The sequence below is a fragment of the Desulfurivibrio dismutans genome (assembly GCF_029210385.1).
Classification (GTDB): Bacteria; Desulfobacterota; Desulfobulbia; order Desulfobulbales; family Desulfurivibrionaceae; genus Desulfurivibrio; species Desulfurivibrio dismutans.
Genome location: NZ_JARGDQ010000004.1, coordinates 258,585 through 283,943, shown reverse-complemented (window position 1 = coordinate 283,943; position 25,359 = coordinate 258,585). Strand labels below are relative to the sequence as shown.

Sequence of the window (25,359 nt, the reverse complement as noted above, 5' to 3'; positions counted from 1 at the left end):
AAAGTCATTGGTTGTGGCACCGGGGTAGGGCCGGGGCATCAGTATTGACTTGCCCGGCGGTTGGTGCTAATTTGACGTAGATATGTTGATCACCGACAACTGGTAAAAAGGTGCACCAATCTCGGTTATAGATCACCCGGTGATATACCGAGATGCCAGCCTCCCCAAAAAACTCCAACACAATGAGCCGCAACATGGTAACCCATAGTTTTCTGACCAGCCTTACCCAACGTTTACCGCTTACGCCCCGCCGCGGGCTGATCATCATGGTCGCCGCCCTGCTGCTGGCTATGCCTGCCCCGGCTTGGGCCGAATACGTCAGCGTCCAGCGGGACAAAATCAACATCCGTTCCGGCCCCGGAACTGACCATGAAATCCTCTGGGAGGTCTTTCGTGACTTTCCCTTGAAAATTGTTGCCCGCCAGGGCGATTGGGCCCAGATTGTAGATTTTGAAGATGACCGGGGCTGGATCTACACTCCCCTGCTGGACAACGAAAAACGGGTAATCGTACGGGTGGATACCGCCAATCTGCGGGTTGGCCCCGGCACCAATTACGAAGTCAAGGCCACGGTCCGCTACGGGGTGGTTTTTGAACCCATCGAACGCCGCCAGGACTGGATCAAGCTCCAACATAGCGACGGTACCACCGGCTGGATGAGCACCAACCTGGTCTGGCCCTCCGATATTATCTGAGCGTCATTTAGTTGGTGACCTCGCAAGAAGTCATCAACGCGCCCCCGCGTCCCTATGGACGGGCGCGCAAATCAATAGCTTGCCGCAAATCAATAGCTTGCTCTGTAGTCTATTGATTTGCAAGGAAAGCGGCAACCGCGTTGGCGCTTGCCGGGGAGTAAAAAGTCCATGGACGGACTTTTTACGACTTCATCATTCTTAAGTTAACCGAGAATTATAACCAGCACCGATTTAAGAGGGGGACAACAGGCAATGGGTGCCAACACCTATCCCAACCAACCGATTCTTTTGGTCGATGACGAAGAGCATGCCCTGGCAAGCTTTGACATCGCCCTGAAAACCCACGGCATCAACAATACCATTCGCTGCCCGGATGGCCGCCGGGTGCTTGATATCGTGGCCGACACGGAAGTCGAAGTGATTTTACTGGACCTGATCATGCCCGGTATCTCCGGGCAGGAACTGCTGAGCCAGCTCAACGAACGCCACCCGGAAATACCGGTGATCGTGGTTACCGGGGTCAACGAAGTGGAAACGGCGGTGGACTGCATGCGCCGTGGCGCTTTCGATTACCTGGTTAAGCCGGTAAAAACCGACCAGATGCTGCCCAGCGTCACCCGAGCTCTGGAAATCAGGCAGTTGAGGAGGGAAAACTCCCTGCTGGCCGACCGATTCTTCACCAACGACCTCAGCAACCCCGAAGCCTTCACCGGAATAATTACCGAACACCCCAAGATGCAAACGGTTTTCCAGTACTGCGAGGCGGTGGCCGAAGGCCGCCAGCCGGTGCTGATCACCGGTGAAACCGGGGTGGGCAAGGAAGAGATCGCCAAGGCCCTGCACCGCTTAAGCAAGCGCCGAGGCCGATTTGTAACGGTCAACGTGGCCGGCCTGGATGACCAACTGTTCACCGACACCCTGTTCGGGCACGCCAAAGGGGCCTTCACCGGCGCCGACCAGACCCGCCCGGGGCTGGTGGAAAAGGCCAAGGGCGGCACCCTCTTCCTCGATGAAATTGGTGACCTGAGCCCCACCTCGCAGGTCAAGCTACTGCGCTTTCTGGAAACCCGGGAATATTACCCGCTGGGGTCAGATCAGGCGAAAGAATCCGATGCCCGGGTACTGGTGGCCACCCACAAGGACCCCGAACAACTGCGGGCGGCGGGCGCCCTGCGCCACGATCTCTATTACCGCCTGCGCACCCATCACGTCCACCTTCCGCCCCTGCGCGAACGTACCGAGGATATCCCGCTGCTGCTGGACCACTTCCTCGGCGAGGCGGCCAAGGAATTTCGTAAGAAAAAACCAGTCTACCACCAGGAAATCATCCCGCTGCTGAAAAATTATTATTTTCCGGGCAATATCAGAGAACTAAGAGCCATGGTCTTTGATGCCATGAGTGGCCACCGGGCCCGGCTGCTGCGCACGGAAACCTTTATCAAGGCGGTGCAGGGGAAACTGGGTTCACCGGATCAACCGCGGCCATCGGTGCCCACCTACGACACCGAATGGGCCCAGAAGCTGGACCGCCTGCCCACCCTGAAGGTGGCTGCCATGACCCTGGTTCAGGAAGCCCTGCGCCGTTCCGGCAACAACCAACGGGTCGCCGCTAGCCTGCTGGGAATCACCCCCCAGGCCTTGAACCAGCGTCTCAAGCGGCAATAATCAGCCAGCCATGACCAGCCGGTCCGAATCGCAAGTACCGCCGGCATCATTCCGGCGAACCCCGCCCAACCAAAAACGGGGCCGCATTCTGGCGGTGGACGATGAGCCACTGGTACTCCAGCTTATTACCCTGCAGGCGGAAAAACTGGGCTATCAGGTCAGCACCGCCCCCGGCGGCCCCGCGGCCCTGGAAATCATGGCCAACAAGCGTTTTGATCTGCTGCTGACCGATATTCTGATGCCGGAAATGGACGGCCTTACCTTTATGGCCGAAGCCCGGCGCCGCCAACCCGAGCTGGAAGTGATCGTCATTTCCGGCCAGCACGAGATCAAAACGGCGGTAGCGGCCATGAAACAGGGCGCCGTCAACTACCTGCAGAAACCCTTTTCCCCCCAGGAAATTGAGGTCGCCCTGGAAAAGGGCATGGAACACTGCCGGCTGCGGCGACTGCTGCGGGAAAAACAGGAAGAACTGGCCCGCTCCAACCGGGAGTTGGACAATCACCGTCGGCATCTCGAACAGTTGGTGGAAGCAAGAACGGCGGAACTGGCCGCCACCAATCGACAACTGCAGGCGGATATCAGAGCCCGGCAACGGGCAGAGATGGAGGCTGAACAGCGCCGACGCCAGTTAATCGAAGCCGACAAGCTGGCCTCCCTGGGCATTCTGGTGGCCGGGGTCGCCCACGAAATCAACAACCCCAACAACTTCATCACCATCAACACGCCGCTGCTGCAAAGGATATGGACGGACACCAGCGCCATCCTGGATCGGCAGTTGGCCAACCACGGCGATTTTACGGTGGCCGGCTTGCCATTCAGCGAACTGCGGGAGTATGTCCCCGAACTGCTCACCGGCATCATCGATGGTTCCGACCGCATCACTCGCATCGTCCGCAACCTCAATGACTACGCGCGGCAAAGTGCCGCCGAAATGGGCCAGGTTTTCGACCTCAATCAGGTGGTCCGGGCCGCCCTCGCCCTGCTGGCCTCCCCCTTGAAAAAAGCCACGCATAACCTGCAGATTGACCTGGCATGCGACCTGCCGCCCATCAAGGGAAACTTTCAGCGGGTCGAGCAGGTGGTCATCAATCTGCTTCAGAACGCCTGCCAGGCCCTGGATTCACCGGAAAACGGCATAACGGTACGCACCGCGCACGACACTAACCATAACCAGGTTATTTTAAAAGTAATCGACCAGGGCGGCGGAATCCCGGCTCGGGATCTTGAAAAAATCCAGGATCCATTCTTCACCACTAAGCGCGACTGCGGCGGCACCGGCCTGGGGCTCTCGGTCTCAGCCGGGATCATGGAAGAACATGGTGGCCGCCTGCATTTCACCTCCCTGCCCGGCCAGGGCACCACCGCCCGCGCCATTTTCCCCGCCACTGCCGCCGACAACGGATAGTCTTTCCGCAAGCGATCACTGGGTACGGCAAGCAATAAACATCCGTTGATCGTCAAGCAAAACTGATTACCGTGTTTTTTCTGCCCTTTCAGCAAGATAGGCTCACAACAAACGTCCTGCCAGCAAGTTAACTTAATCACATCACCAACACTTACCACTTCTACCCACAGCAATAAAAAAAAATATTAGCAAGCATTAACAAAGAGATAAAACAAAAACGCCCCTGACCAGGCAGGGGCGGCACGATTCTTTCATTGGTAATAGTTGCAATTCATAACTTGCACTCCTACCTCCATTTTGCGGTTTGCCGTTTGGGTCGGCCCCCCCTCGTCGACCCAAGCCTCCTGTCGGTCCCCTTACGGGGTCGGCAGGAGGTCAGGCAATTTTTCACTCCCGCCAAATAAATTCAAGTCAAGTGACAGAGATCAGGCTGCCCTGGCGCATCCGCAACATCCGGTCGGCGGTCCGGGCCAGCGCCCCGTTGTGGGTAATGAGGAGCATGGTCACCTGCTGTTCCCGGTTGATCTTACCCAGCAAGCTCATAATTTCCGCTTCGGTTTCCTCGTCGAGATCGCCGGTGGGCTCATCGGCCAGGAGCATCCGGGGATTGTTCATCAGGGCCCGGGCAATGGCCACCCGCCGCTGCTGCCCGCCCGAAAGCTCACCGGGGTAAGCCCCCGCCCGCTCACCAATGCCCACCAGCTCCAGCAGATGATCGGCCCGCTGCCGCTCTTCCGCTGAACGTTCCCGGCCGAACAGGGCCGCCAGCATCACGTTTTCCCGGGCGGTGAGCATGGGCAGCAGGCTGGCGAACTGGAACATAAAGCCGATTTTACGGTTACGGTAGCCGGACAGTTGGACATCATCCATGGCGCAAATATCATCCTGCTCAAACAGCACCCGTCCCGAGGTGGGCCGCAGAATGCCACCGATCACCGAAACCAGGGTGGTCTTGCCCGAGCCGGAGTGCCCCACAATGGAAATAAAATCGCCCTCTTCAATCTGCAGGGAAACCCGATTCATGGCGGTGAGTTCACTGTCACCCACCCGGTAAATCTTGCTGACATCGTTCAACTCTAGCTGCGCCACACCATGCCTCTTATTTTGAAATCATGTAACGGTTACGGCCCGTTAAACCAGCAGGTTGGTACCCCTGGTGAATCGCTTACGAAATCTTTTACCCGGTCCGACAGCCCACGGATGCAACCAACCGGAACCGATAACTCTGACATTCAGGCGTCTTTAATGGCAAGCAAAGGCTCCACTTTTTTGATCCGGTTGACCGGTAACATGGCCCCGGCCAGGCAGACTCCGGCACCCACCAGCATCCCCAACATCCCGATCAGCAGCTGCTGCCAGATTTCCAGCCCGGCCGAGATACTGCTCAGCAAATCAAAATTGGCCGCCAGGTGCGCCGACAGCCAGGTGCCGCCGGCTACTCCCAGCAGACTGCCCACAAAACCCAGCAGGTTAACCTCGAGGAAAAAGAGCAGCACCACGTGGGACTGGCGGGCGCCGATGGCTCGCATAATCCCGATTTCCCGGATCCGCTCGTTGGCGATGGCGGAAAAAATTGACCACACCAGGAAAACGGTCAGCAGCAACGAGAGAGAAACGGTAACCAGAAAGATTTTGTTGATATCCGCCAGGGTGGTCAGCCAGCGCACTCCCATGCTGCTGCGGGTTACCACATCGACGTTGTAAATCTGCCCCTCGATCACCCGCCCCATGTAATCCGGGTCAAGACCGTCCTCCAACTGGATGAAGATCACGGAAATATCATCATCCCGCACCGTCGACAGGCCGCTGTCGATGATCTGCTGGAAGCTCTCCTGGGTCATGAACAGGGCGTTGTCCAGGCCGGTGCCGGTGGCCTCCAAATCGCCGACAATGCTGAAGGGAGTGTTGAACAATGTGGCTTCCACCACCACCAGTCCCAAACCCAGGTTTTCGGCGGTACCGGCGCCGGCGATGGCCTCGCCGGCGCCGGTACCGCCCGATGGCCTCGTTGAGCCAGGGTTTGAGAATAAAGTCGGTATCGGGGTCAAAAGCCACCAGCATGGTGGGAATGACGTCGCAACAAAGCCCGTCAATGGAGGAAACATAGGTCTGGTGGGTGATCGCCTTAACCCCTTCGATGGCCTTGACCTCATCGAGGAGGCTGGCTGGCATGTAAAACGAGGTATTGCGGGATTCCAGCAAATACTCCTGGGCCTCGGTTCGGGCCCCGATGGGCACCGCGATGATATCGGCCCCCAAACGCTGGGAAACCCGATCAATGGTGGAGGTGATGCTGATGGTGAAAGAAACGGCAAACACCAGCAGGGCCACGAAGAGGCCGATGGCAAACACCAGCACCGCCGTGCGGAATGCCTTGCGCCGCAGATTTTTTAAGGCCAGGGTAACAAAACTGAGTTGCATGTTGCCGCCAATTAAAAATTTAAAAAAAAGCAGGAGTAAAACAAAATCGGCCATCGCTTTGGCCTTAAAAACGGCAGAGAGCACCGGAGCCTGTTGCCAGCGGCAACATACCCCAATGCTCTCTGTTTTTCACACCCTAAACTGCTTACTTTTTTAAAACCGCCGGCGCAAATCTTACCCAGCGTTATCCGGCCATTTCAAAAATTGCGGTGTTATTTGTAGTTGGCATCCAGGCCACAGAGGATGGCGCTACCCGTCATTCCCATGGCATTGTGGCAGGTCAAGCAGACCGAGGTCACCTCACCCACCATCTTGCGGGCCTTGACGTCGTAAAGGGCCAGGGAGCCGTCGGTAACGTCACCCTCATCGGCAGCCGAGAAGACCTTGTTACGAAGGGCGAAAACCCCGTACTTGCCATCGGGAGTAGGCATGAAATCGTGGGCCTCGCCGGGCAGCGGAGCAGCCACCTGCTTCACTTCCAGGGTCTTGGCGTCGATGATGTAACCGCGATCGCCGCCGGACTGGAAGATCTGCTTGCCGTCTTCGGTGTAGTACTGGCGGAAGGTGATGGTACCGCCGGAGGCATCCCGGGGCTTACCGGTGATCTTGGCCTCGGCTACTTTCTTCACCTTACCCTGTTCCAGGGCCTTCATGTCCAGCAGGATCAACTGGGTGTTGCCGGTGAACTGGGTATGCCCGTCCGGGGTCAGATTGAGGCTGAGCAGGAAGTGTTTCATGTCCGGCGAGTTGGTGCCGTGGGCGAAGGTGTACTCGCCGGAGCCGTAACCAAGGTCATCAAAGAACACCCGGTGCTTGTGGCTCAGATCATCCTTGCTGAAAACATCGATGTAACCCTCGTTGCCCATATATACGGGCATGAAGTAATCATTGGACTGGCCGGAACCGCAGTAGTTGGCGCCGGTCCAGGTGGCCCGTTCGTCCGGCGGCAGAGCCTTGTCAATCAGCACCCGGCCGGTGGAAAGATCGGTTTTGCCGACATGAAGGTTGCCATCGGCATCGGGCCGGTAGGTGGACCAGAACATAATGTTGCGGTCATTGGCATCGATGCGGGCGTCATGGGTAGGATGGGTGTTGGGCCGGCCGATGTTAACCATGCCGGGCATACCCTTAAGAATAATGGGCTGTTCGGTGTTGTTGGGATCGATGGTTGCATCCGCTTTGGCAAAATGCCCGCCCATACCGGCCACATAAAAGGTAGCCTCGTAGGTCTTGGCCCCGGCCACTGCTTTATCGGCTTGTTCATCCACGGTGGTGAACGACAGATAACCTCCGACCAACATCGTTAATGCCACCGCCGTAACCATTACCTTCTTTTTCATAACCTATTCTCCTCTCTGGTGCTTTAATTTTGCCGATCACTTTTTCGCCCTTCGAGGACGCCGAGCAACCAGCCGCCGGCGAATCACACCGGCTCCAACGCCAATTCCAGATGCGACATTTTGTCACACTCGGTAGCATAGTGACCGTTTCCTGCACGCAATGCAAGCATATTTTGACATGTAAGGCAAAAAAAACACCAATCTACAACACTATGGAACGCGCGTTCTTTGTCTTTAGCGCGACGCTGACCCAAAAACGGTTGACCCCTTTTACTTAACACACTAAAAGGACAGAGTTGTTGTTTCCAGCTCGGCGACCCTGAGCGGCCGCCCAAACACCTACCCAAAAACCACCAAACACAGGAAAACCGATGGCCACCATCGCCACTATCGGCCCGGCAGGCTCCCATGCCTGGCAGGCCGCCCGGCAGTACGACCCCACCGCCCAACTGCTGCTGCTGCCCAATTACGCCGATGTTCTCGCCGCCCTGACCGACGGCCAGGCGACCTGCGCCCTGCTGCCGGCCCACAACACCAGAGAAGGCCGCAACCGGGATTTTTTCCGCCTGCTCGGCCACAGCCAGCGCGTCCACTGGCAGGACAACGTGACAATCCCCGTCCACCTGTCCTTGGGCTCACCGGCCAACGACGACCCCATCATCACCGTGGTAGGCCGGCCGCACTTTTTGCGCCAGTGCGAGGAATACCTGGCCGCCCGCTATCCCGCCGCCGATCTGCTGGCGACCCACGACCTGGACCGGACCATCAACGGCCTGCAAGGCGCCGGCCGCACCGACTTCGGCCTCATCGAAGCCGAAGAGGCCATCCATCACTACGGTCTAATGTTGCGGGAGCGGGAGATCAGCCCCCACAACCTGACCAGGTTTGCCGTCCTGGGCGACCATCTGCCGCCAGCCAGCGGCTACGACGCCACCGCCGTCATCACCCGTCCCCTTAAAGACCGGGTGGGCCTGCTTTACGCCATGCTGGGCGAATTTGCCCGACGGGGAATCAACCTGCTGGACATGGACTCCGAAATCGACCCCCAAAGCCGCAAACTCAGTTTCTTCATTGAAATGGAAGGACATGCCCAAACCCCTGAAATCCGAGAGGCCCTTCGGCACGTCGAAGAGGAGGTGATTCAGGAACCCGGCAGCATCCGGATCCTGGGCACCTTTCCCCGGGTGGATATCCGCACTAAGATCATTAAAAGGTGCGGCTTTATCGGCAGCGGCGAGATGAGCCAGTGGTTTGCCCGCCGCCTGACCGGCGAGGGGTATGAAGTGATGCTGTCTGGTCGCAGCAGCGAACTGCGCCCCGAGGAGATGATTCCCCTGGTGGACCTGGTGGCGATCTGTGTTCCTATCAGCGCCACGGCGGCCGCTATCCGCCAGTACGGCCCCCTGCTGCAAAAAAATCAGGCCCTGATTCTGCTGGCCGGCGAGGCGGAAGTGAGCCTGGCCACTGCCCTGGAGTCCACCGGCCCGGAGGTCGAAGTTATGCTGGTGCACAACCTGTGGGGCCCCAAGGCCGCCAGCATGAAGGACAAGAACGTCTCCCTGGTGCGCACCCCCCGCAGCGGTCTACTGTGCCGGGAGTTCGAGGCCTTTCTCTACAAGCACGGGGCGGTGATCTCCCAGGATACCGCCCCCCGCCATAACCTGTTAATGGGGGTCAGCCAGAAGCTGCCCAGCGCCACCGCCATGGCCCTGGCCCTGACCCTGCGTCAGCATGATCTGCCACTGGACGAGATCGAGCGCCACGCCACCCTGACTTCGGCCTACTCCATGCTGGCCATGGCCCGGATCCATTACCAGAACCCGCGCACCTATGCCGAAATTCTCGCCTGTCCGGGAGAGGGCCGGCGGGTTGTGCGGGATTTTGCCGCCAATCTGGTGCGGGTGCTTGACCTGGCCGAAGCGGAAAACATTCCCGAACTGTGCCGGCTGATTGAAGAAAACCGGGCCGCCTTGGGCGAGGATTTTCTCCACCCCACCATGGAGCAGGCCCTGGCGGTGGACAGCGTCTTAAACAGCCGCCGCCCATGAGCACCATTGCCTATCTGAGCCTGCCCCTGGTCGGCGCCCTGATCGGTTATCTGACCAACCACATCGCCATCCGCATGCTTTTCCGCCCCCTGCGCCCCTGGCTCCTGGCCGGGTGGCGCCTGCCCCTGACCCCGGGGGTGATCCCCGCCGCCCGCCATCGCCTGGCCCGCAACATCGGCAAAATGGTGGGCGAACACCTGCTGACGCCCCGGGACATTCACCGGGCCTTGGGGGAAACCGAATTTCAGCACAACCTGCGCCTGCTGATCCAGGCCCAGACCGACGCCGTCATGCAAAACCGGTTCGGGCCGCTTGAAAGCCTGGTCCCCGACGCCTTCCGCTCCTATTTCCGGGTGGGGATCAAGGTGGTGCGCTGGCGTTTTTTAAAGCAACTTCACCAGCACCTGCAGAGTCCGGAATTTGCCGCCACCCTGACCGAAGCGACCGCAGAACATTTTAATGAAATCATGCAACGGCCCCTGGAGCGGATCCTGCCCGAGGCCCAGCGACAGGAGTTGATCGACACGCTAAGCGAACAATGCCGCCGGGCCATGGCCGCCCCGGCTTTCCAGCAAAGCGTGGCCGCTTACCTCGACCGCCAGCTGGACCAGTTGCTGGCCGAAGGCCGGACTCCGGCCGAGTTGCTGCCCGCCCCTTTCCTGGACACCCTGCTTGACCAACTGGAGCAGCAGACCCCCCACCTGCTGGCACACTTGGCCGAACTGCTGGACAAACCGGAAAACCAGGAAAAAATCGCCGCCGGCCTGGGGGAAGCCCTGCACCGCTTCAGCCGTTCCCTGGGGCCCATGGGGGCGGTGCTGGGCAACCTGATCACCCCCGAAACCGTCTCCGGCCGGATCCGTTCCTGGCTCGGCAGCAGCGGTGAAACCACCGGCCAATGGCTGCTGGACGAAGATGCCCGGCGCAACTTGGCTGCCACCCTGCGCCAGGAAGCCGAAAAATTCTGCCACCGGCCACTGGCCGATTTCCTGGCCGAAGTACCGCCGGCCCAACTGGACCAGGCCCGCCGGGAACTGGCCGGGACCATCGGCCGGCTCCTGGCCCGCCCGGAAACCGCCACCGCCTTGGGAAACATCCTCCAGGAAGCCTTCAACGCCCACCGGGAACAGCCACTGGCCACCCTGCTGCAAAATTTCTGGGGAGAGAACGCCGCCGAGCGGGGACAACGGTTCAGCCAGCAGGAGTTGTTGCGCCTGCTGCGTTCACAGCGCACCAGGAGAATGCTGAACCGGATGCTCATCGAGTTGACCGAAACCCGGCTGCTGGCCCAACCCCTGGGCCGACCGGCGGATCTGCTGCCCCGCGAAGTGCGGGCCGGTATCGACGACTACCTGCTGAGCCAGGTCAACAACCTGCTGGAACGCGAAGTACCGCCGCTGATTGACGCCCTCAACATCCGGGAGATCATCACCCGTAAAATCGACCGCCTGGATCTGCTGCAACTGGAAGGACTGCTGCTCTCCATCATGCAAGACCAATTCAAATACATTAATTTTTTCGGGGCATTAATCGGCTTTCTCATCGGCCTGCTCAACCTGGTGGTCTTGACTGTTTTTTGAGTAACCTAAAAAATGATGAAGTCGCAAAAAGTCCGTCCATGGACTTTTTGCTCCTCGGAAAGCGAAAACGCGGTTTCCGCTTTCCTTACAAATCAATAGCTTACCAAGCAAGCTATTGACTTGCGCGCCCATCCATGGGCGCGTTGATGACTTCTTGCGAAGTCATCAAAAAATCATTCTCCACTGGAACCTTTCCCACCAGCGGCTGTCTTACTAACCAGAGCCAATTACCTTTCCTCCTCCTTCTAAGGTTTTGTGCTTTACCCTCTCTCCTTCCAACAGCCCGTAAGGGCACAGCCTCCGGGCCGGTGATCGCAAAAGATCGCCGGCCCGGAGTTTTTTTGGGAACCTTTTCACCACCGCCCTGTCTTACTATACAAAGGCTGAAACCTTATCCTCCTCCTTCATAATAAGGTTTGGTACTTTTACCCTCTCTCCTTCCCAACGCCCGTAAGGGCAAAAAAACATGCCGTGCTCAGTTGACTGAGCACGGCATGTTTTTTTGCGGTATATCGGTCCACCCCGTCGTAAATGGCCGAGAGTGCGGCGAGCGACCCGGCGCCGCGTACTCCCGTACTCAAGCCTGGTCGCTCGCCGCAATCTGCGGTGCTACCGGCCATCTACGAGGCGCATTTGACTTCGATTTTGCGCGGCTGTGCCGGCTCCACTTTGGGCAGGGTGAGATTGAGCAGCCCGTCGGCCATGGTGGCCTCGATCCTCTCCTGGTCAATGGTCTCGGCAATGGTAAAACGCCGCAGATAATGACCGGTTTCAAATTCCTGCAGCAGCACCCGCTCGCCCTCGCCGCCGTTGGTCGCTTTCGCCCCGCGAATGGTCAGGTTGTCGTTTTCCAGATTGATCTCCACGCCGTCTTTGTCCACCCCGGGCATTTCCGCCCGCAAATGCACCGCCGCCTCCGACTCGTAAATATCAACGGCCGGAACAAAATAGCGCTCGGGTTTGGTGGGTTCACCGGCCTGCTGCAATTCCTGCTTGCGCTGAACCTGCATTTCCTTGTCGCTCATAACGCACCTCCATTATCAAAAACTTGAAAAACGTGCGATTTTGCTGCAAACAGCGTTTTATCAGAGCTCATTCGGCCTTGATCGCAATCCGCCTCGGCTTTACCTCTTCTGCCTTGGGCAGGGTAATCAGCAGAATGCCATTTTTCCCCGTCGCCGTAACCTGCTCGGTATCGACCCGGGTGGGCAGACTCAAAGCCCGGCTAAAACGGCCCGAATCGATTTCCCGCCGGTGGCAGGCCACTTTCCCCGCTTCCCCAACCTCAAATCTCCGGCGTTCGCCCTTGATGGTCAGGGTGTCGCCTTCCACCGCCACCTCCAGATCGGCGGCGGCCACCCCGGGCACTTCCGCCCGCACGTAAATATTATGCTCATCCTCGGAAACGTTGAGGGCGGGAAACACCGTGCCGCCGCCGCGCTCCACCTCACTACCCAAATTACGGAAGAGAGTATCGAACTCCCGGCGCATTTTCTCAAAATCAGCCCAGGGGTTGCGAAAAACCGGTTGATCATAAAAGCGCCTCATAGCCATAAGCCACCTCCATACATTCATACATTGTTGTTTGTTGCCTGACTATCAGCCCGGAACTCCGGCTTTCATGCCTGAGAAAATAATACCGATCAGGCGGCTGTCAAGACTTGCCGCCACCAGCTTTTTTTACTGATGATAAAACGGAAATGGTGTATAAGAGATGGTTTTTCCGCTCGCTTATTATCTAATACCACAACAGGAGGTTATCTATGAAACTTATTCTATTGGGCGCGCCCGGCGCCGGCAAAGGCACGGTGGCCAAGATGCTCACCGCCGTCGACGGTTCGGTCCAGATTTCCACCGGCGATATTCTCCGGGGCGAAGTTCAGGCCGGCAGCGACCTGGGTCGCCAGGCGGAAGAGTTCATGAACCGGGGCGACCTGGTGCCGGATTCACTGATCATGGGCATCATGGAGAAGCGGCTGCAGCAGCCGGACTGCGCCAACGGCTTTCTGCTGGACGGATTCCCCCGCACCATTCCCCAGGCCGAAGCCCTCAAGGAACTGCTCAACAAACTCAACATCAAGCTGGACATGGTGGTCAACATCGACGTGCCCCGGGAAGTGCTGCTGGACCGGCTGACCACCCGCCGCACCTGCACCAATTCCGACTGCCAGGCCATCTACAATGTCAAAAGCATGCCCCCCAAAAAGGAAGGCGTCTGCGACAAATGCGGCAGCCCCATCGTGCAGCGCGATGATGAAACAGTGGAGGCCATCACCCACCGCCTGGAGACCTACAACGATAAAACCGCACCGCTGGTCGGATTTTATGAAAAGGAAGGTCAGCTTCAGACCATCACCGGCACCTCCAGTGATGCGGTGGTCAACGCCATCAAATCCGAACTGGGAATGTGAGTAGCCCAATAACCATCATCGGCGGCGGCCTGGCCGGGGCGGAAGCCGCCTGGCAGGCCGCTCGCCGGGGCTGTAACATTGAGCTTTACGAGATGAAGCCCACCGGCTACAGCCCGGCCCACCACACACCGGACCTGGGCGAGCTGGTCTGCAGCAACTCCTTACGGGCCGAGGATCCGCACAATGCCGTGGGGCTGCTCAAGGAAGAGATGCGCCGGCTGGACTCGCTGATCATGGCGGCGGCCGACGCCACCCGGGTACCGGCCGGGCGGGCCCTGGCGGTGGACCGGGCGCTGTTTGCCCGGCACGTCACGCAGGCCCTGGAACAGGAACCGCTGATCAACATCGTTCGCCGTGAGGTCACGGAAATTCCGCCCCCGGGTGAGGCGCCGATCATCATTGCCGCCGGCCCCCTGGCCGGAGCCCAACTCTCCTCCTCCCTGGCGCAACTGATCGGCAGCGAGCATCTGGCCTTTTACGACGCCATCGCCCCCATCGTCTACGCTGACTCCCTCAACCATGAAATTGTTTTCTCCGCCTCCCGCTACGAGGAAGGACCAGGAGACTACCTTAACTGCCCCATGAACCGGGAGCAGTACCAGCGCTTCATCCAGGCCCTGACCAGCGCCACCCAGGTGCCGCTGCACGATTTTGAGGAACCAAGGTATTTTGAAGGTTGTCTACCCATCGAGATCATGGCCGCCCGCGGTGAAGACACCCCCCGGTTCGGCCCCATGAAACCGGTGGGCCTCATCGACCCCCGCACGGGCCGCGAAGCATACGCGGTGGTGCAGTTGCGCAAGGAAAACCAGGAAGGCATCCTTTACAATCTGGTGGGCTTTCAGACCAAGCTGACCCATGCGGCACAAAAGGAAGTTTTCAGGCTGATCCCCGGCCTGGAGCAGGTCCGCTTTGCCCGGCTGGGCAGCATTCACCGCAACACCTTCGTCTGCGCCCCGAAAGTTTTGCAGGCCAGCCTGCAGCTCAAGGTCCGGGCCGACATCCTGCTGGCCGGACAGATAAGCGGGGTGGAAGGATATGTGGAATCGGCCGCCGGCGGGCTGCTGGCTGGGATTAACGCCGCCGCCCTGCTGCAAGGCCGGCCGATCTCCGTGCCGCCGCCGGCCACCGCCATGGGGTCCATGATCCGGCATCTTACCACCACCGAGGCCGAGGTGTTTCAGCCCAGCAATATCAACTTCGGGCTTTTCCCGCCCCTGCCCGGCAAAAAAATTCCCAAAAAACTGCGAGGTGAAACCCGTGCCCAAATCGCCCGCCAAGCCCTGGCTGACTGGCTACAATCATGACGAGTATTGTATATCCCGTTGGCTGGTGGTTTTTCCCCTGCTGCTTGTCTTTCTGATGACCTGGTCGGTTATCGTCACCGCCGCCGAAGCCGACCAGTCGCGGTGGCAGGAGCTTCTGCAGCGACAATTCAGCGAGCAACACGACCTGGCCCGGCTGGTCGTGGAAGATGCCCGGCTGCAGGAAAAAAATGGGCGGGTCGAGTTAAGCCTTACTTTGCGGCAGCAGCAGGAAACCCCGCTGCCGCTGGCCATCCCCCTGCTGATCAGCACCCCGCGCCAGGTTTTCTCCACCACTCTGTCCAGCCGCCAGGCTGAAACCACCTTTACTCTGGAGCTTACCGACCGCCCCACGGAAATTCGTCTGGACCCCTACCAGGAACTACCCCGGCAACTGGACCCGGCCGAAACCCCACCCACCTGGGCCGGTTTTATGGCCGCCCAACGGCGCCTGGCGGTGATCCCCGAAGAGGTGCCGGCGGCCTGGGAGCCCCTGCTGGAAGAGCTGACCCGGCTTGGCATCGAACCCCTGCCGCTGTCCCAGATCGAAGCCACGGACATGGCGGCGGCTTCGCTGATGTTTGTTAATTCCGATCAGGAAAGCCCCGCCCAGGGATTTTTTGCCACTCCGCCCTACTCCGGCCCCGATCATCGCATCGATTTGACGGCCCGAGAAAACCCCATAAACCCCGACCATCCAGCCATCCTGCTCAACCTGAACACCGAACCGGCGACGGCCGCCCTGCAGGCTCTGCTTGCGGCCCTCGACTCCCCGGGCCTGTTCAGCCGACTGCAGATCGATAACGGCACGCGGCGGCAGGAAATAACTCCCCCAGCCCAACGAGGCCTGCTGGTGCCGCTGGATCAGCCGCCGGACGGTATTGCCGCCCCGGCTCGCCGCGGCTTCCACGATATCATGACCGAACTGGCCGACACCCGGGTGATATACGTCGGCGAAGTACACAACCGTTACGAAGATCACCTGCTCCAATTAAGGGTATTGCGGGCCATGTACCAGCAAAACCCCAAAGTAGCGGTGGCCATGGAGATGTTTCCGACCTCGGTGCAACCGGTTATCGATGCTTACGTCGCCGGCGACATCGACGAACCTGAGTTCCTGCGGCAGTCCGATTATTTCACCCACTGGAGCTTCGACTACCGCCTGTACCGGGAGATTATCGACTTTGCCCGAGCCCATGCCTTGCCCATCGTCGCTTTAAACCTGGAGCGCGGCATTACCAGCAAGGTTTTCAGTGAGGGCGGCGTCGCCGCTTTGAGCGGCGAAGAGCTGGCCCTGGTGCCGGCCGACCGAGACCTGGCCCTGCCCGGGTTCAGGCAGCGAATCGGTTCGGCCTTTGCCATGCACGACAATGACTCGGAAGAGGACCTGGAGCGCTTCAGCGGTTTCCTGCAGGCGCAAAGTCTCTGGGATGAACAGATGGCCGCCCGGATGGCCGAGTTTTTACAAAACAACCCCGAACACCGGCTGCTGGCGGTGGTGGGCCAGGGGCACAGTGACAAGATTAACGCCATCCCACCACGCCTGGCGCGCCGTCTGCCGGTAACGCAGAAAGTGATCCTGCCGGTGCGGGAACAGCCCGCCCCGTCTGCGGCGGCCGATTATTTCTTTTTTACCCAGCCGCAAAGCCTCCCCGACCAGCCCCTGCTGGGGGTTCGGATCCGGGACCATGAAGAGACCGCCGGCGCCCTGGTCGCCGGTCTCAGCCCCCATGGCAAGGCCAGGGGCGCTGGCATCCAGGAAGGCGACCTGATTATCGCTTTGAACGAGTGGGAAATAACCGGCGCCAATGATTTACGCATTGCCATGCTCTACCAGCAGGCCGGCCAAACCGTCAATGTGCGGGTGCTGCGGCCGCTGACCGTCGAAGAAGAGGACCAAACCCAGGATGACCCGCCCAGCTATGAGACCCAGGAGTTCGTCCTCGAGTTGTAAAAAACGGCCAACACCTTTTGGCCGGCAGTCCGCAAGAAGCGGTAGCAAATTTGACAAATCCGCACAAAACTGCCAAACGTGTTGGCCGGCAAGACCAAAACATCCGGCTACCGGGCATGCCCGGTCAGCAGTGCCGACAAATTTGCCGCCCGGTTAAATATCTGCTTTTTTTCCCCGACTCTTTCGTTGTATGCTGATTACACAGACCCTACCATTCAAACCCTGACGCAGGAGGTAAAACATGGGAAACCCTGAACCGGAGATCAAAAAAATCCTGGTCCCTTTGGACTTTTCCGGCAACTCCATCATGTTGATCAAGAAGGCCGGCAAGGTCGCCCAGGAGCTGGGGGCCGAACTGGAAGTTGTACACGTGGTGGAATCTCTGGCCCCCTACATGGGTTTTGCCGTGCCGCATATCCCACTGGATTCCATGGGCAAGGATCTATACGCCCATGCTGAGAAGAAAATGGAAAGCTTTCTCGAAGAAAACATGCCCGCCGGGGTGCCGCATCAGGCCAAGGTGATCACCGGCAACGATGCGGCGGCGGAAATTATCCGCCATGCTGAGGAGAACAATTGCGACCTGATCATTATCGCCACCCAGGGTTTCAAGGGGCTGCCCAAGTTTCTCTTCGGCAGCGTGGCGGAGCGGGTGCTGAAGCAGGCGCATTGCCCGGTAATGACCGTCAAACCACGCTAGGCAAACGGCCTGCAGCACCGCACCTTTGCGGCGATCGGCCCGGCTTGCGTACCTGATGTACGCGGCGCCGGTCCGCTTGCCGCAACCTGCGGCACTGCCTACCGCTTGCCCGCCCCGACGACCATGCCAATTTTCTCTTTTTTCATAACAACAACCTTTAATTGTAAACCCTAACCTGAAAGGATGAGCACATGTCTTCCGACGCCGATGAGCCCATTGAAGGAAACTGGTACGAACTTCCCTCCGGCGAAATTTTTACCGTGGTGACGGTGGATGAAGAGGAGGGCATGGTGGAGATCCAGTACGACGACGACCGGCTTGAAGAACTTGAACTGGAAACCTGGGAGGACCTGGGGGCTGACCCCATTGATCCGCCGGAGCAGTGGACCGGGGGTTACGGCACCTTTGACGACGAAGATGATCTCGATATAGAACCCAGCGAAATCGAGGAGGAATGAGGCGTATGACCATCCAACTTTCTTTCAGCAAGGACGAAAACGAACTTCTGCCGGACTTTCGCAACAAAATCAGCAAGGCGGAATCCACCGAAGACGTGAAGAAGGTCTTCGCCCAGACCACCGGGCAACTGCTGATCAGAATTTTCGGCGACAAGCTGAAAACCGAATATGAAGATATCAAACTCAATCCCGAAGCACTAAACAGAGCACCCGCCTTCACCGTGGCGGAACACCTGAAAAGCAGAACGGACTTTATGGAAATATGGGATAACTCGGATTTACCCCACGTCGTCGGCCGCCTGGCCCAGACGGCGCAGAACCGCTTCAAACACCTGGAAAAACACCCTGAAAAGACCAACGCCAAGATCAGGATGTAATCGCCGGTTTATTAAGCGCCACGGTTGCCCACAAAAAAGCCCGGGATTTTCCCGGGCTTTTTTTTTACTGACTGAATTGGACGGAGATCCTCAGTCAATCACATCCACATCTTCAGCCTGCAACCCTTTGGGGGTCTCCACCACCGCAAAGCTGACACTCTGCCCATCCTGTAACGATCGATACCCCTCCCCCCGGATTCCCCGGTAGTGCACAAACACATCCGATTCATTGTCCCGTTCGATAAAACCAAATCCTTTGGGAGCGTTAAACCATTTTACCCGGCCACTGATTCGTTCCGACATAACCCTTCACTCCTTGCCACTGAATTTCCGGCGCCCTCACGCCACCCTATCCGCAATCCGTAAACTCAAGATCACGCAAATCCACATAAAAGGCATGATGAAGAGATTTTTCGACCGAAGCAAGTTTTTTTTTAATCTGTGGTACTGTTTTTGGCTTGTTCCCCTTAACCACGGGGAACAAACGCCATTTGAGCCGAACCACATAAAACCACTTGCCATCCGGGTTCATAGGGTCTAATTTGCTTTGCAAAAATCGTACAAATTGCCTATATATGCCCTCCGGCTACGGCGACCCCGGGGAGGTCAGCCACCCTGTTTGCCACGGACAATGGCTACCGCGGCACAACAACAGCAACTCCTTATTAAAATTCCCGTAAACTATGAATTCACCGAGCAACATGCAAACTTTAAAAGGTTCCGGCGCGCAAATGACTTCCGAAAAAAGAAAACGCACCATCGATCCCGAAGACAAGGCCCGCCGAATCTTTGACAGCGCCCGCAAGCTCTTTGTGGAAAAGGGTTACTACCGGGTATCGATTCCGGACATTGTCCACAGCTCGGGGGTCAGTACCGGCGCCATTTACAACCTGTTCGGCAGCAAGGAAAACCTGGCCAAGGTGCTGCACAAAAAAACCCTGGGCGATTTCAACGAGATGTTCCTCCAGCGCCTGCACGGACGGGAAACCACCCAGGCCAAACTGCGGGCCTTTGCCGAGGTAATTTACGAGCTCACCGAAAAAGACCCGCCGATGATGGAATACCTGCTGTTCATGAAGCACGCTGAATTCATGGAAGATGCCGCCCCGGTATGCTTCACCGAGCCTTTTCAGGTCATCCGCCGGATCATCGCTGAAGGCATGGAAACGGGAGAGGTCAAACCCGGTGATGTCTTTCTCACCGCCGTTTCCTTCACCGGCGCTATCCTTCGCCCGGCCCAGCTCCGCATTCAATGCGTGCTGCACGATCCGCTCACCGCCCATACCGAACAACTGATGGCCAACGCCTGGGCGGCCATTAAGGCTTAGCCGCCAACCACCTTTTTTGTTTTTCGGTTTACTCCGGTACCACGATCTGCCATCTCCCAATTCCTTCCAGCAGCCCCTGACACGTGTAATCACGTGGTACTTCGCTGTTTATCATAGTTACCCCACAAAACGACCGCAGTTTACTGTCAGGCGATGGTGCGCCATACTATTTTAATGGCCACCCAAGCACAACTTGATTGCCCTCATTTCTCTTCGCAATGTAGCACAGTTAAGAGCCCAACACGCTAGCTTTTCGAACGATAAAGCATTGACACAATGTGTCTTTTTAAAGTCAACCACCACAGTAAATAAAAACAAAAAGAACAGTTTTTCTATTGACTTTGTTAGATGGTTTTTCTATCTTGGCACCAGGTAGCATAAGTATTAACAAAATGAAACTTGGCCAGGCAAACCAGTATGTAAACAGTGAACATCGGCGAGATGTTTTTTTTAGCCGTCCAACAAGAAAGAATGTTCTCTTTTCAGGGGGCTGTAGTCATTAAGTTGCAATATATTTTTAAATCTGCGACGTAAACGTAAGGCAACAGGAGGTGGCGCTCCTCCTCCTAAACCAAAAAGAACAATCTTTCACAAAAGGAGACCGACATGAAACGCTTACTCTCACTCGCCCTGATCACCGCCTTTGTTCTCGCCACCCTGCCCGGCCTGGCCCTGGCCTGGGACCTTGACGGCTTTGAAAATGCCAACAAGGAGCGCGGCCAATGGGCCTGGTTCACCGGGCAAGCCCGCACCTGCGATGAAGAAATTCCGGTGCCCGGCGCCCATACCCGGGAAGAGTGGCGGGAAATGTTCACCACCGCCAAGGACAAGCTGCCCTGTGGCGGCAGCGGTATTAACGCCAGAGTAGCGAAGCACATTTTCCTCTTTCTCCATGAGCATGCCAGTGATTCCGATGACCCCATGAACCAGAAACCGGAATCCTGTGGTTGATCTGATGATGGCCGTCGAAGCATAAATTCGACGGCCATCGGCTTTTTCACCCAGCCATGCTTCAAATGTGGAGAAAAAACATGGAAGCAACTTCGCACACCACGCCCGCCCCCCGGCAACTGCTCAACCTCGCCGGCTGCTTCGACTACCCATCCGCCGCCTTGGCGCAGCAATTGAACTTACAACTTGATCAGCTGGAAAACACCCATGTGCGGCTGTTTATCAACGACCGCGGCGGCACTAAAGCCCCGCCTTACGCCGGCCATTACCTGGATCAGCATGACCGACGACAGTTCATGATCGATTTCAGCGGTATCTGTCTTGAACGCGGTATTGTTATCAGCTCCGGCCATCCGCCCGACCATATTCCCGCCATGCTGGAAACGCTGGCCCTGCTTTTGGCCGAGGCCAAGGAGTCACCGGGGTTGGACATTAATTCGCTACTGGAAAGGTATTACCAGGAATGGCCGGAACGCTTCGCCGCCGCCCTGGAAGAACACGACGAGGTGGGTTTCTACGCCGCCGCCGCAGCTGAACTCAAGGAAATCCTGGCGGGTTTAAGCCACGGCGGCAACAGCCGGCTGGACAACTGACCAACCGGGCAAGACCAAAACAACATAAGTAAAGGAGAGATGGAGCACCATGAAAGTCTCGAGAAGAAAATTCCTGGCCGGTTCGGTGGCCGGTCTCGGTGCCCTTGGAACAGGGTCGGCGGGGCTACGCTTTGTCCGCAAGGCCGAGGCTAAAAGCGGAGCCGGGGAAGTGCGCTACGTCAACTCCAGTTGCGCCATCTGCACCAGCAAGTGCGTCTTTCGCGGCCAGGTGGTCAACGGAGTGATTCAACGCCTGGAGCCGGAACCTGATTTCCCCAAGTCCCGGGGCATGATGTGCGCCCGGGGCAACGCCGGCGCCTGGACCCCGTACGACCCCGACCGGGTCAAGTACCCCATGATCCGCACCGGTAAGCGGGGTGAGGGTAAATGGCGCAAGGCCACCTGGGAAGAGGCTTATAAATATATCGCCGACAAAACCAATCAGGTGGTGGAAGAAGAAGACGGCCATCGCTCCTGCATCGGCTTTGCCTCCTCGGAGGGCACTTTTCAGGAGCATTATTGGAATCAGTTCCGCGAAGTTTTTGGCTCCCCCAACTCCCTGCGCCATCCAACTCTTTGCTTAAGCTCGGTAATTCGCGGCTTTCAATCGGTATTCGGCACTTATCCGGTAACCGACCTGAAAAACGCCCGTTACGTGATCATGGCAGGCGCCAACCGCGCCGAGGCCATCTTCACCCCGGACACCATGGACATCTTCAGCCGCCCCAAGGGCAGCTACAAACTGATCTATCTCGACCCGCGCTTTACCAAAACCGCCGCCAAGGCCGACCAGTGGCTGCCCATCAAACCGGGCACCGATATGGCCTTCGCCCTGGCCCTGGCCCACGTGATAATCGCCGAAAATCTCTACGACCGCGACTTTGTGGATAATTTCTGCACCGGCTTGGCGGAACTTACCGAACACGTCAAGCAATACAGCCCTGAGTGGGCTGCAGGTGAAACCGGGATTGCCGCCGTCGATATCAGGCAGATCGCCCGGGAGCTGGCCACCACCCCCCATTCGGTGTTCTACCCCGGCCGACGCTCCTCCTGGCAGGGGGAAGAGGTACAGACCCGCCGGGCGATTGCCATCGTCAACGCCCTGATCGGGGCCTTTGACCGCCCCGGCGGACTGCTGCCGGCAACCAACGTCCCCATGCGTTCTTATTTTTATGAACCGGCCTGGTACAGCCAGTCCCGACCCCGGCTGGAAAGCGATGACGTTATTTTTCTCAACCCCCGGGACGGCTCCTGGGTAGCCTGGCGGGATCGCGCCCTCAAGGCCGACCCCTACCGCATTCGCGGCCTGTTCATCTACAAGCAGAACGTGCTGGAATCGGTGCCGAACCGCGACAAAAGCCTGGAGCTGTTCGACCAGCTGGATATCATCGTCTGCATCGACACCGTCATGAGCGAAACCGCCTGGCATGCCGACGTGGTGTTGCCGGAGAGCAACTACCTGGAGCGCTTCGATCCCCCCAACGCCTACGGCATGGGCGGCATCGAACCCACGGTGGTCTTTCGCCAACCCCTCATCGACCGCCTTTACGACACCAAGCCCTGCTTTGAGATCGTCACCGAACTGGGGGCCTATTTTGAAGACGAGGACGGCTTTCCGCTGAACGAATATTTCGAAGGAACTCCGGAAGATCATGCCCGCGACGCGCTCGCCGATCACCCCGGCGCCTGGGAACAACTGCGAAAAAAAGCCTTTTTCGCCATCCCCAAGGTGGAATTCGGGGCCTACCGGCAAGACGGAAGAAGATTCAACACCGCCACCGGCAAGGTCGAGCTTTACAGCGAAGATTTTGCCGGCCGGGGGCTCGACCCGCTACCGGTGTTCCGCCGGCCCGAAGAGCCGGGCGATGACCGTTTCCGCTTCCTGGTTGGTCGCCATGCCATCCACACCAACTCCATGACCGCCGCTTTTCCCGAGCTCAACTGGCATCTGCCGGAAAACGCGGTCTGGCTCAACCCCGAACCGGCCCGCCGGCTGGGGATCAAGGACGGTGATACGGTACGGATGCAAAACCGCAGCGGCGGCCAGGTCACCGTCAAGGCCAAGGTCACCGAAGGGATTCGTCCCGACTGCGTTTACTACGCCCCGGGTTACGGCGGCATTTCGCCGGGCAAGCCCCTGGTTTATCAACGGGGAGCCTCCCAGGCCGCCATCCTGGAATCCCACTTCGAGCCGATCTCCGGCAATGCCCTGATGCATGAAACCATTGTCGAAATCAGGAGGGTCTAAACCATGTCGCAAGAGAGAAAAAAACGGTGGGTCATGGTGGTAGACCCCGACAAGTGCATCGACTGCAAGGCCTGCGACGTTGCCTGCAAGCGGGAAAACAAGATTGACGCCGGCACCGACCGGCAGGTTTATCGCAACTGGATCACCTCCAAGGGCGTGGAAGGCACCTTTCCCCACCTCAAGCAACGCTTTGAACCGAGCCAGTGCCAACACTGCGATAATCCGCCCTGTGTCAAGGTCTGCCCCACCAGCGCCTCCTACCAGACACCGGAGGGATTGGTGGCCATCGACTACAAGCGCTGTATCGTCTGCGCCACCTGTATCCTGGCCTGCCCTTACGATGCCCGTTTCAAGTCGCCCCAGACCAAGGTGATCGACAAGTGTACCTTTTGCGCCCACCGGATTGCCCAAGGCAAGCTGCCGGCCTGTGTTGATACCTGCCCCACCAAGGTCCGGGTGTTCGGGGATCTCAACGACCCCGACAGCGAAGTTTCCCGGTTGCTGGCCCGGCACCATTACTACGTGCTCAAGCCGGAGAAGGGCACCAAACCCAGTCTTTTCTATCTTTCATAACAGGGGGTCGGCATGAACACTCTTACCATTAACGGCAAATTGATAAATTCCCGCGGCGACCTGGCCTGGCTGCTGACCACCGGGGTTCTGTGCCTGATCGGGCTGGTCGGGCTGGCCAATTACCTGATCCAGGGCCATGACGCCTACAACATTTACCGGCAGGTGCCCTGGGGAATCCTGATTTCCACCTACATCTTCTTCGTGGTCTCCAGCACCGGGCTCTGCCTGGTTTCGTCACTGGGGCATGTTTTCGGCATCAAGCAGTTCGAGGTGATCGGCAAACGGGCCATTGCCATGGCCATCATCACCCTGCTTTCCGGTTTCGCGGTGATCGCCGCTGAAATCGGCTATCCCTTCCGGATGCTGATCTACAACATCCTGACCCCCAACCTGGCCGCCGCCATCTGGTGGATGGGCACCCTTTACGGGCTCTACCTGGTTTTTATCCTGCTGGAGTTCCGTTTTATGATCAAGGTCAACCACAAATGGGCCGGTTACCTGGGCCTGGCGGGCTTCATCGCCGGGGTGGCGGCCCATTCCAACTTAGGCGCGGTTTTCGGTTATCTTGACGCCCGTCCCTGGTGGCATGGTCCCTTTCTGCCGATTTATTTCATTCTTTCCGCCGCCGTTACCGGTTGCGCCATCATCCTGCTGCTTTACGCCGTGCGTTACGCCCGGGAGGAGATGCCGGTCCGGATCAGCGAGACCCTGGTTTCCATCAGCCGCCTTTTCGCCATGCTGCTGGGAATCCTGCTCTTCTTCGAGGCCTGGAAGGTACTGACCTCGGTTTATGGCGGCGCCCCGGGAAAATACGAGGCGATGATGATCCTGCTCAGCGGCCCACTTTCCTGGAGCTTCTGGGGGTTTGAGATTCTGTTGGGGATGCTGCTGCCTTTCATCCTGCTATTGGCCACCGGGGGGCGCAACCTCAAGGTCGCCACCTGGGCCGCCCTGAGCAGCATGATCGGGATCTTCTTCATGCGCTACAACCTGGTGGTCACCGGCCAGCTAGTTCCCCTGCGCTCCGATGTTGACGCGGTGGGTGCCAGCGGACTGCTCAGCTACACCCCCTCGCTGACCGAGATCGCCATTGTGCTGGGTGGGATGGGCCTGTGTTTGCTGCTTTATATCCTGGCCGGCCGTTTTTTCAACCTGGACGCAGACAACCATTGACCAAATATAACTATCCAGCTCATTCCGGCAGGTAACTGAACAGCCGTGCCCCAGGTTGCGGTAAGCCAAGTCGGCGTAGCGTACATCAGGTACTCAAGCCGACCTGATCGCCGCTTTCGGGGGTACTGCCGG

24 protein-coding genes are annotated in these 25,359 nt (G+C 58.2%); 17 read left to right on the top strand and 7 right to left on the bottom strand.

Annotated elements, in window-relative coordinates; all coding sequences use genetic code 11:
- Nucleotides 1-194: 194 nt before the first annotated feature.
- The 3 genes from P0N66_RS06585 (at nt 195) to P0N66_RS06575 (ending at nt 3,768) form a co-directional block, all read left to right on the top strand.
- Nucleotides 195-695 (top strand): SH3 domain-containing protein, encoded by a 501-nt coding sequence (locus P0N66_RS06585; protein ID WP_275803541.1) that lies wholly within the window; start codon nt 195-197, stop codon nt 693-695.
- A 252-nt stretch (nt 696-947) separates the two neighbouring features.
- Complete coding sequence (locus P0N66_RS06580) at nt 948-2,360, top strand: sigma-54-dependent transcriptional regulator (protein WP_275803539.1); 1,413 nt, start codon at nt 948-950, stop codon at nt 2,358-2,360.
- Between the two features lie 10 nt (nt 2,361-2,370).
- The gene (locus tag P0N66_RS06575) at nt 2,371-3,768 is read left to right on the top strand and encodes a hybrid sensor histidine kinase/response regulator (RefSeq protein WP_275803537.1); all 1,398 of its coding nucleotides are present in this window, start codon (nt 2,371-2,373) and stop codon (nt 3,766-3,768) included.
- Between the two features lie 411 nt (nt 3,769-4,179).
- Here P0N66_RS06575 and P0N66_RS06570 read toward each other — a convergent pair whose 3' ends face one another.
- The 4 genes from P0N66_RS06570 to P0N66_RS06555 form a co-directional block, all read right to left on the bottom strand.
- Entirely contained in the window at nt 4,180-4,857 is a 678-nt protein-coding gene (locus tag P0N66_RS06570; protein ID WP_275803535.1) for an ABC transporter ATP-binding protein, read from the bottom strand.
- A gap of 143 nt (nt 4,858-5,000) precedes the next feature.
- Nucleotides 5,001-5,441 (bottom strand): ABC transporter permease, encoded by a 441-nt coding sequence (locus P0N66_RS06565; RefSeq protein WP_338140544.1) that lies wholly within the window; start codon nt 5,439-5,441, stop codon nt 5,001-5,003.
- Between the two features lie 109 nt (nt 5,442-5,550).
- Nucleotides 5,551-6,189 (bottom strand): ABC transporter permease, encoded by a 639-nt coding sequence (locus P0N66_RS06560; RefSeq protein ID WP_275803533.1) that lies wholly within the window; start codon nt 6,187-6,189, stop codon nt 5,551-5,553.
- A 212-nt stretch (nt 6,190-6,401) separates the two neighbouring features.
- On the bottom strand, nt 6,402-7,529 hold the full coding sequence (locus P0N66_RS06555; protein WP_275803531.1) for a hypothetical protein: 1,128 nt from the start codon (nt 7,527-7,529) through the stop codon (nt 6,402-6,404).
- 371 nt (nt 7,530-7,900) lie between these two features.
- Here P0N66_RS06555 and P0N66_RS06550 point away from each other — a divergent pair, with 371 nt between their 5' ends.
- Complete coding sequence (locus P0N66_RS06550; protein WP_275803529.1) at nt 7,901-9,577, top strand: prephenate dehydratase domain-containing protein; 1,677 nt, start codon at nt 7,901-7,903, stop codon at nt 9,575-9,577.
- Nucleotides 9,574-11,157, top strand: coding sequence for a DUF445 family protein (locus tag P0N66_RS06545; RefSeq protein WP_275803527.1), 1,584 nt, complete (start codon nt 9,574-9,576; stop codon nt 11,155-11,157). Before P0N66_RS06550 ends, P0N66_RS06545 begins: the two co-directional genes overlap by 4 nt.
- 620 nt (nt 11,158-11,777) lie before the next feature.
- Here the strand turns inward: P0N66_RS06545 and P0N66_RS06540 are convergent.
- Together P0N66_RS06540 and P0N66_RS06535 are read right to left on the bottom strand one after the other, a co-directional pair.
- A complete protein-coding gene (locus tag P0N66_RS06540; RefSeq protein ID WP_275803524.1) occupies nt 11,778-12,182 on the bottom strand; it encodes an Hsp20/alpha crystallin family protein in 405 nt (134 codons plus the stop codon).
- Nucleotides 12,183-12,249: 67 nt separating this feature from the next.
- The gene (locus P0N66_RS06535) at nt 12,250-12,711 is read right to left on the bottom strand and encodes an Hsp20/alpha crystallin family protein (RefSeq protein ID WP_275803522.1); all 462 of its coding nucleotides are present in this window, start codon (nt 12,709-12,711) and stop codon (nt 12,250-12,252) included.
- A 209-nt stretch (nt 12,712-12,920) separates the two neighbouring features.
- On the opposite strand from P0N66_RS06535, the gene P0N66_RS06530 reads away from it, so the two are divergent.
- The 6 genes from P0N66_RS06530 to P0N66_RS06505 all read left to right on the top strand — a co-directional run bounded on the left by P0N66_RS06530 (nt 12,921) and on the right by P0N66_RS06505 (nt 18,361).
- Entirely contained in the window at nt 12,921-13,568 is a 648-nt protein-coding gene (locus P0N66_RS06530) for an adenylate kinase (RefSeq protein WP_275803520.1), read from the top strand.
- Nucleotides 13,565-14,875: a methylenetetrahydrofolate--tRNA-(uracil(54)-C(5))-methyltransferase (FADH(2)-oxidizing) TrmFO gene (trmFO, locus tag P0N66_RS06525; RefSeq protein ID WP_275803518.1), complete on the top strand. Its 1,311-nt coding sequence runs from the start codon at nt 13,565-13,567 to the stop codon at nt 14,873-14,875. Before P0N66_RS06530 ends, trmFO begins: the two co-directional genes overlap by 4 nt.
- Nucleotides 14,829-16,826 carry a ChaN family lipoprotein gene (locus P0N66_RS06520; protein WP_275803516.1) on the top strand — a complete coding sequence of 666 codons (1,998 nt, stop codon included), beginning with the start codon at nt 14,829-14,831 and terminating at the stop codon, nt 16,824-16,826. Before trmFO ends, P0N66_RS06520 begins: the two co-directional genes overlap by 47 nt.
- 241 nt (nt 16,827-17,067) lie before the next feature.
- A complete protein-coding gene (locus tag P0N66_RS06515; RefSeq protein ID WP_275803514.1) occupies nt 17,068-17,526 on the top strand; it encodes a universal stress protein in 459 nt (152 codons plus the stop codon).
- Between the two features lie 191 nt (nt 17,527-17,717).
- Nucleotides 17,718-17,984, top strand: a complete 267-nt coding sequence (locus tag P0N66_RS06510) for a DUF6763 family protein (protein WP_275803512.1) — start codon at nt 17,718-17,720, stop codon at nt 17,982-17,984.
- Between the two features lie 5 nt (nt 17,985-17,989).
- Nucleotides 17,990-18,361 carry a hypothetical protein gene (locus P0N66_RS06505; protein WP_275803510.1) on the top strand — a complete coding sequence of 124 codons (372 nt, stop codon included), beginning with the start codon at nt 17,990-17,992 and terminating at the stop codon, nt 18,359-18,361.
- A gap of 90 nt (nt 18,362-18,451) precedes the next feature.
- Here the strand turns inward: P0N66_RS06505 and P0N66_RS06500 are convergent, their stop codons facing one another.
- Nucleotides 18,452-18,664 (bottom strand): cold-shock protein, encoded by a 213-nt coding sequence (locus P0N66_RS06500; RefSeq protein WP_275803508.1) that lies wholly within the window; start codon nt 18,662-18,664, stop codon nt 18,452-18,454.
- Between the two features lie 428 nt (nt 18,665-19,092).
- On the opposite strand from P0N66_RS06500, the gene P0N66_RS06495 reads away from it, so the two are divergent.
- From P0N66_RS06495 to nrfD, 6 genes are all read left to right on the top strand, one after another.
- Entirely contained in the window at nt 19,093-19,689 is a 597-nt protein-coding gene (locus P0N66_RS06495; protein WP_275803506.1) for a TetR/AcrR family transcriptional regulator, read from the top strand.
- Nucleotides 19,690-20,295: 606 nt separating this feature from the next.
- Entirely contained in the window at nt 20,296-20,640 is a 345-nt protein-coding gene (locus P0N66_RS06490; RefSeq protein ID WP_275803504.1) for a hypothetical protein, read from the top strand.
- 80 nt (nt 20,641-20,720) lie between these two features.
- A complete protein-coding gene (locus tag P0N66_RS06485) occupies nt 20,721-21,233 on the top strand; it encodes a molecular chaperone TorD family protein (RefSeq protein ID WP_275803502.1) in 513 nt (170 codons plus the stop codon).
- 49 nt (nt 21,234-21,282) lie between these two features.
- Nucleotides 21,283-23,481, top strand: a complete 2,199-nt coding sequence (locus P0N66_RS06480) for a molybdopterin-containing oxidoreductase family protein (RefSeq protein ID WP_275803500.1) — start codon at nt 21,283-21,285, stop codon at nt 23,479-23,481.
- A gap of 3 nt (nt 23,482-23,484) precedes the next feature.
- Complete coding sequence (locus P0N66_RS06475; protein ID WP_275803498.1) at nt 23,485-24,054, top strand: 4Fe-4S dicluster domain-containing protein; 570 nt, start codon at nt 23,485-23,487, stop codon at nt 24,052-24,054.
- A gap of 12 nt (nt 24,055-24,066) precedes the next feature.
- The gene (gene nrfD, locus P0N66_RS06470) at nt 24,067-25,227 is read left to right on the top strand and encodes an NrfD/PsrC family molybdoenzyme membrane anchor subunit (protein WP_275803496.1); all 1,161 of its coding nucleotides are present in this window, start codon (nt 24,067-24,069) and stop codon (nt 25,225-25,227) included.
- Nucleotides 25,228-25,359 lie beyond the last annotated feature (132 nt).

What these genes read in the sequence shown, in the direction of transcription:
- P0N66_RS06585 (WP_275803541.1), top strand. Translation starts at nt 195, where the DNA reads ATGGTAACCCATAGTTTTCTGACCAGCCTTACCCAACGTTTACCGCTT.
- P0N66_RS06580 (WP_275803539.1), top strand. Translation starts at nt 948, where the DNA reads ATGGGTGCCAACACCTATCCCAACCAACCGATTCTTTTGGTCGATGAC.
- P0N66_RS06575 (WP_275803537.1), top strand. Translation starts at nt 2,371, where the DNA reads ATGACCAGCCGGTCCGAATCGCAAGTACCGCCGGCATCATTCCGGCGA.
- P0N66_RS06565 (WP_338140544.1), bottom strand. Translation starts at nt 5,441, where the DNA reads ATGGGAGTGCGCTGGCTGACCACCCTGGCGGATATCAACAAAATCTTT.
- P0N66_RS06560 (WP_275803533.1), bottom strand. Translation starts at nt 6,189, where the DNA reads ATGCAACTCAGTTTTGTTACCCTGGCCTTAAAAAATCTGCGGCGCAAG.
- P0N66_RS06555 (WP_275803531.1), bottom strand. Translation starts at nt 7,529, where the DNA reads ATGAAAAAGAAGGTAATGGTTACGGCGGTGGCATTAACGATGTTGGTC.
- P0N66_RS06550 (WP_275803529.1), top strand. Translation starts at nt 7,901, where the DNA reads ATGGCCACCATCGCCACTATCGGCCCGGCAGGCTCCCATGCCTGGCAG.
- P0N66_RS06545 (WP_275803527.1), top strand. Translation starts at nt 9,574, where the DNA reads ATGAGCACCATTGCCTATCTGAGCCTGCCCCTGGTCGGCGCCCTGATC.
- P0N66_RS06540 (WP_275803524.1), bottom strand. Translation starts at nt 12,182, where the DNA reads ATGAGCGACAAGGAAATGCAGGTTCAGCGCAAGCAGGAATTGCAGCAG.
- P0N66_RS06535 (WP_275803522.1), bottom strand. Translation starts at nt 12,711, where the DNA reads ATGGCTATGAGGCGCTTTTATGATCAACCGGTTTTTCGCAACCCCTGG.
- P0N66_RS06530 (WP_275803520.1), top strand. Translation starts at nt 12,921, where the DNA reads ATGAAACTTATTCTATTGGGCGCGCCCGGCGCCGGCAAAGGCACGGTG.
- P0N66_RS06515 (WP_275803514.1), top strand. Translation starts at nt 17,068, where the DNA reads ATGGGAAACCCTGAACCGGAGATCAAAAAAATCCTGGTCCCTTTGGAC.
- P0N66_RS06510 (WP_275803512.1), top strand. Translation starts at nt 17,718, where the DNA reads ATGTCTTCCGACGCCGATGAGCCCATTGAAGGAAACTGGTACGAACTT.
- P0N66_RS06505 (WP_275803510.1), top strand. Translation starts at nt 17,990, where the DNA reads ATGACCATCCAACTTTCTTTCAGCAAGGACGAAAACGAACTTCTGCCG.
- P0N66_RS06500 (WP_275803508.1), bottom strand. Translation starts at nt 18,664, where the DNA reads ATGTCGGAACGAATCAGTGGCCGGGTAAAATGGTTTAACGCTCCCAAA.
- P0N66_RS06495 (WP_275803506.1), top strand. Translation starts at nt 19,093, where the DNA reads ATGACTTCCGAAAAAAGAAAACGCACCATCGATCCCGAAGACAAGGCC.
- P0N66_RS06490 (WP_275803504.1), top strand. Translation starts at nt 20,296, where the DNA reads ATGAAACGCTTACTCTCACTCGCCCTGATCACCGCCTTTGTTCTCGCC.
- P0N66_RS06485 (WP_275803502.1), top strand. Translation starts at nt 20,721, where the DNA reads ATGGAAGCAACTTCGCACACCACGCCCGCCCCCCGGCAACTGCTCAAC.
- P0N66_RS06480 (WP_275803500.1), top strand. Translation starts at nt 21,283, where the DNA reads ATGAAAGTCTCGAGAAGAAAATTCCTGGCCGGTTCGGTGGCCGGTCTC.
- P0N66_RS06475 (WP_275803498.1), top strand. Translation starts at nt 23,485, where the DNA reads ATGTCGCAAGAGAGAAAAAAACGGTGGGTCATGGTGGTAGACCCCGAC.
- nrfD (WP_275803496.1), top strand. Translation starts at nt 24,067, where the DNA reads ATGAACACTCTTACCATTAACGGCAAATTGATAAATTCCCGCGGCGAC.